General features: G+C 47.0%; 4 protein-coding genes. 3 read left to right on the top strand and 1 reads right to left on the bottom strand.

Annotated features, from left to right (window positions below; genetic code table 11):
- From VLN09_RS11200 to VLN09_RS11190, 3 genes are all read left to right on the top strand, one after another.
- Nucleotides 1-1,609: FAD-binding oxidoreductase (locus tag VLN09_RS11200; protein WP_325246541.1), on the top strand; the 1,609-nt coding region annotated here is incomplete at its 5' end.
- 80 nt (nucleotides 1,610-1,689) lie between these two features.
- Nucleotides 1,690-3,345, top strand: a complete 1,656-nt coding sequence (locus tag VLN09_RS11195) for a glycerol-3-phosphate dehydrogenase/oxidase (RefSeq protein ID WP_325246539.1) — start codon at nucleotides 1,690-1,692, stop codon at nucleotides 3,343-3,345.
- A gap of 34 nt (nucleotides 3,346-3,379) precedes the next feature.
- Nucleotides 3,380-4,948, top strand: a complete 1,569-nt coding sequence (locus VLN09_RS11190) for an FGGY-family carbohydrate kinase (protein WP_325246537.1) — start codon at nucleotides 3,380-3,382, stop codon at nucleotides 4,946-4,948.
- 243 nt (nucleotides 4,949-5,191) lie between these two features.
- Here the strand turns inward: VLN09_RS11190 and VLN09_RS11185 are convergent.
- Nucleotides 5,192-5,601, bottom strand: a 410-nt coding sequence (locus VLN09_RS11185; protein WP_325246535.1) for a YceI family protein, incomplete at its 5' end; no start/stop codon positions are given.

The raw sequence follows: 5,601 nt of genomic DNA, 5'->3' as shown, positions 1-5,601 counted from the left end.
GCGCTGGAATGGTTGGGGCAATGTTAGTATCAACAAAAAAGTCTCGCTACATGGTGCAAAACTAATCAATTCGTATATCGTAAAAACCAAAAAACTCTCTTCTGTCAGCTTACAAAAGGTGCTCAAAACTGTACCAAAATCACGCTTGCCTGCAGCCATCACAGAGCTTGATAGCGTTTCTATCGATAAAGAAGTTAGACTCAGACATGCTCGCTGTCATAGCCTTCCCGACTGGATAGCCATGCATGGTGGCGACTTTGAAGTCTTTCCTGATGGCATCGCTTTCCCTGAATCGACCGCTGATGTCGAAACCTTATTGAGGCTAGCAAGCGAATATAACCTGATCGTCATTCCTTTTGGCGGCGGCACCTCAGTCGCTGGTCATATCAATCCGCAAAAAAGTTCACGCCCCGTACTGACCATCGCCATGAGCAAAATGGATCAACTCATCGACTTGGATGTCGAGAGCCAAATTGCTACGTTTGGCGCAGGCACACAAGGACCAGCAGTCGAGGCGCAATTGGGCGAGCACGGCTATCGTTTGGGACATTATCCACAGTCTTGGGAGCTATCTACACTTGGCGGTTGGATTGCAGCACGCTCTAGTGGTCAGCAGTCGCTAGGCTACGGGCGTATCGAGCAGATGTTTGCCGGTGGTACTTTGGTGACGCCACAAGGAGTACTAAATATCGCTGATATTCCAGCGTCATCAGCCGGACCTGACTTGCGTGAGATGATGATGGGTACTGAGGGTCGGGCCGGTATTTTTACCGAAGTCAAAATGCGCGTACAGCAACAGCCTGAAGAAGAGCTATTTAAAGTGGTGTTTTTGCCCAATTGGGAAGCAGGTAAGGAAGTACTTAGACAAGCGGTACAAAAAAACATCCGCCTATCGATGCTACGCCTAAGCAATGCGGTCGAGACTGATGCGCATCTGCATTTGGGCACCTCAACCAGCCAGTTTATGGCCATTAACACCTATCTAAAAGCCCGTGGACTAGGCTCACAAAAAGTCATGCTCACTTATGGCGTAACAGGAGATAAAGCACAGAATAAGTTGGCAATGACGCAGTTTAGAAATCTGTTAAAACAGCATGGCGGCGTCAGTGGCAAGCTGGCCAATTTGATGGGCACTATCTGGGCGCATGGTCGCTTTAAATTCCCTTATTTGCGCGGTACTTTGTGGGAAAAAGGCATCATGGTCGATACCTTTGAGACCGCGACCAACTGGAATCATATCGACGAGCAGATGCAGCAGATGCAAGAAGCAGTTCAGACCGCCCTGACAGATGAAGGCGAAGCGGTGATGGCGTTTACCCATATCTCGCATGTCTACAAGCAAGGTGCCAGTCTTTATACCACCTACTTTTTTAGAGCCGCAAAAGACCATGCCAGTACGTTAAGTCGTTGGCAGAAAATTAAACAGGCGGCAAGTTTGAGCATTGCCAATGGTACAGCCACGATATCGCATCAGCATGGTGTCGGCCGTGACCATGCCCCTTACCTTGCTGCCGAAAAAGGTGAGCTAGGTATTCAGGTCACCCGTGATATGCTTAAAAGTCTGGACCCTGAGCAGCGTATGAATCCGGGTGTTTTGATCGAAGATTAAAAGGCAACTGTCGCCCGACCAGATAGCTTAAGGTTGTTGAGCCACTGATTCATTTGAATATCATTTGAGATGGAACATTTATGAACCAAACTAATCAATATCAGCAACGCCAGCAAGCATTAGCACCACTTTCCCGTTCTGAACCATGGGATATGCTCATTATCGGTGGCGGCATTACTGGCGCTGGTATTGCTCGCGAGGCAGCAAGGCGCAGCTTAGCAGTACTATTAATTGAGCAAAAAGACTTCGCTTGGGGCACCTCCAGTCGCTCAAGTAAAATGGTACATGGCGGGCTACGCTACATTGCTTCAGGCGATTTCAAGACGACACTGCACAGCGTACGTGAGCGTGAACGCATGCTGAATGAAGCAAGTGGACTCGTTAATGAGATGCACTATGTCATGCCCCATTACAAAGGCAAATTTCCACCGCCATGGATATTTAATAATCTACTTAGGGTATACGATAAGCTCGCGGGTAAGCACTACTTTAAGTACTTTAAAAAAGACGCCTTTCTTAGCCTTAACCCTCATATTAAACAAGATAAATTTTTGGGTGCCAGTCAATTTAGTGATGCAGTGACCGATGACTCACGGCTCGTAATGCGGGTATTGGACGAAGCTATTCATGATGGTGCGCACGCGATTAACTATCTTAAAGCAGAATCACTCATAACCAATGAACAAGGCTTAGTGGTGGGTGCGACTCTAAAAGACACCTCTCCTCAACATAGCACCCATACTTACGACGTTCAGGCCAAAGTCGTGGTCAGTGCCACGGGCGCTTGGGCGGATACGTTACGGATGCAAGCCAGCAAGCAAACGGAACAAACCTTTCATAAGCAAATTCGTCCATCGCGCGGCAGTCATTTAGTGGTCAGTCAAGAGCGCCTACCGCTCAATCAAGCCTATACCTTTTTGCATCCTGTCGATAAAAGAGCCATCTTTGTCTTTCCGTGGGAGAACCGAACCGTTCTTGGTACCACTGATTTGGACCATCCACCCTTAGATGATACAGAAGTCGGCATTACCAATGCCGAGGTGGATTATTTGTTGACCGCGACCAATGATCTCTTTGATGATGTAGATATTAGCCGCAAGGATGTCATCAGCTCATGGGCAGGCGTGCGTCCACTGATTTCTGATGGCAGTGAGGGTAAGCGCGTCAGTCCTAGTAAGGAAAAGCGCGATCATAGCGTCTGGTTGGATAATAACCTAGTGACCGTCAGCGGTGGCAAATTAACCACCTTTCGCCTAATCGCCCTTGATGTACTGAAAGTCTGTCAAAAGGTACTCGAACTCGATGAATCAGCCACTCAAGATAAGGTGTTATATAGCAGCCAAGTTTTTAGCAATCAAACCCCGAGCAATCCTAAATTTACTGCTCTGCCGCTACCATTACAACAGCGCTTAAAAGGTTTTTATGGTTTACAGCTTGATACTTTGCTAGAGCTGGCTCATGACGATGAATTGGCTTATGTGACCGATAGCAATACCATTTGGGCAGAAGTGCGTTTTGCTGCTCACTATGAGCAGGTCATTCATCTAGACGACTTATTATTACGGCGTACCCGTTTGGGGCTTATCTTAAATGATGGTGCGATGATTCCCTCAGTGCGCGATAAGCTGAAGCAAATCTGTCAGCAGGAGCTGGGCTGGGATGAGAAAAAATGGCAGCAGGAAGTCAGGCGTTATAAAGACTTATGGCAACGTTATTATTATCTACCTGCCGCTTAAGTCTATTTTTATTCCTACATAGTAAAGGACTACTATGACCAACAACCTTGATACCTCTATTTATTTCTTAGCGATCGACAATGGCACCCAAAGCGTCAGAGCACTGATATTTGACCAGTTTGGGACAGAGGTTGCCAAAGCACGTGTCCCTATCGAGCCGTATTTTTCAACTCAGCCCAACTTTGCTGAGCAGCATGCCGACTATTATTGGCAAAAACTTAGTGAGGCTTGTCAAAAACTGTGGCAAACCTGTGATATTAGCCCAGCACAAATCGCTGGGGTCAGTCTAGCAACGCAGCGCTACACCATGATATGTCTGGATAAAGACAAACAACCGCTACGTCCAGCCATCGTATGGATGGATTTGCGCCGCGGTGAGACCAATGATTTAGGGTTCCTCGGGCCATTGACGAAAATGATTGGTATGGGCGAGCTGGCAAAAGAAGCACAGCAAAAAGCCCGCTGTAATTGGCTTGCCCATCATGAGCCAGAAATGTGGGCAAAGACCGTCCACTATGTCAATTTATCAGCCCATCTCACTTATCAACTCACAGGCGAGCTAATCGACTCCACCGGCCACGCCCTCGGCTATCTACCATATGACTATAAAGCGCAAGCTTGGCTAAAACCCAAAGACCTCAAATGGCGATTATTCAGCTGCCGACCTGAACAGATGCCCAAGCTCATTGCACCCGGTCAAGCACTCGGTAGCATTAGCTCCAAAGCAGCCAAAGCCACCGGTCTCCTTGAGGGCACACCAATGATAGCAGCGGCCAGTGATAAAGCCTGTGAAGCATTGGGTTCTGCGGGTCTCGCAGCAGACACCGCCTGCTTAAGCTTTGGCACCACTGCGACGATTAATACCACGTCGAGTAATTATGTCGAAATACTCAAGCACATGCCTGCCTACACTGCGGCCGCGCCGAATTACTACAATCACGAGTATATGATTTATCGTGGATTTTGGATGGTCAGCTGGTTTAAAGAACAATTTGCCCAATATGAAGAGCAGCTAGCAAAGACGCAGGGCATCGATACCGAAAAACTCCTTGACCAAGCCGTAAAAGACATTCCAGCTGGCTGTATGGGACTGATGATGCAGCCGTATTGGTCGCCCGGCGTTCGTCATCCTGGGCTTGAGGGCAAAGGTGCTCTCATTGGCTTTGGCGATGTACACACACGCGCGCACGTTTACCGCGCAATTTTGGAGGGGCTTGCCTACGAGCTTAAGCTTGGTTTTGATAAGATTGAAAAACGTACAGGCAAACCTATCAAACACTTACGTGTCTCAGGCGGCGGCTCCCAAAGCGACTCAGCCATGCAGCTGACGGCCGATATCTTTGGTATGCCCGCCTATCGTCCGCATACTTATGAAGCATCCGGCTTAGGCGCTGCAATCAACTGTGCGGTCGGTCTCGGAGTCTATCCTGATCACGCGGCTGCAAGTGAGGCGATGATCCATTTGGGCGATGAATTCTTACCCATTGATGCCAATGTCCATCTCTACAAGCGCTTATATCATGAGGTATATCTTAAAATGTATGAGCGCTTGCAGCCGTTATATCATAGTATCCAGGATATCACTGGCTATCCAGCTAAATAACATAAAACGTCAGCCTAGCTGTAATACTGACGAGGCATTGCGGCTTTCATTGCTATAGTCAGTTCAATATAAAAGAGGTACGTTCAAAATAGCGTTCTGCTAGGATAAAATTTCCTCGCTTGCTGTGCGCTTCGCACTCCAGAGGCTTCGAAAAATTTATCCTAGAAGCACTGTATTCTTTTTAAATTGAATCGACTATATCTAGTAATTCTTTTTTTTGGGTTCTTTTAAGCCTTTCTGAGCCTAATTAGCCGCAATCAATTTTCCCGATATCTCAAGTGGGATGATATTGCTAATCACTTTTGGAAAAGCGGTAACTCCGTAATTATAACGATTTACTAAACCTGTCGCGCGAAATTTTAAAGTAGGTTTAGAGGTGATAGGGTCATTCTCTACATCTGATAGCGTTACTCTTACCGTCAAAGATTTGGTTTGACCCAACACTGTAAAGTCACCGGTCACATTGGCTTCTTTAGCATTTATCATGCTGACTTTTTTGGAAACAAAGGTCATCGTCGGATATTGTTTCGTATTCAGCAATGCTTTTCGGCGTAAAAATGAATCTCTCAAGCCGCGATCAGTATCGATACTATTGGTAAAAACGGTAAAATTAATCGTCGTGCTTGCGGGTTTATTGACGTCATAATTGATGG

Source organism: Psychrobacter sp., assembly GCF_035469765.1.
In the GTDB taxonomy this organism is placed as follows: Bacteria; Pseudomonadota; Gammaproteobacteria; order Pseudomonadales; family Moraxellaceae; genus Psychrobacter.
Note: the sequence above shows the minus strand (reverse complement) of the source record. Positions and strands in the feature narration are given on the sequence as shown.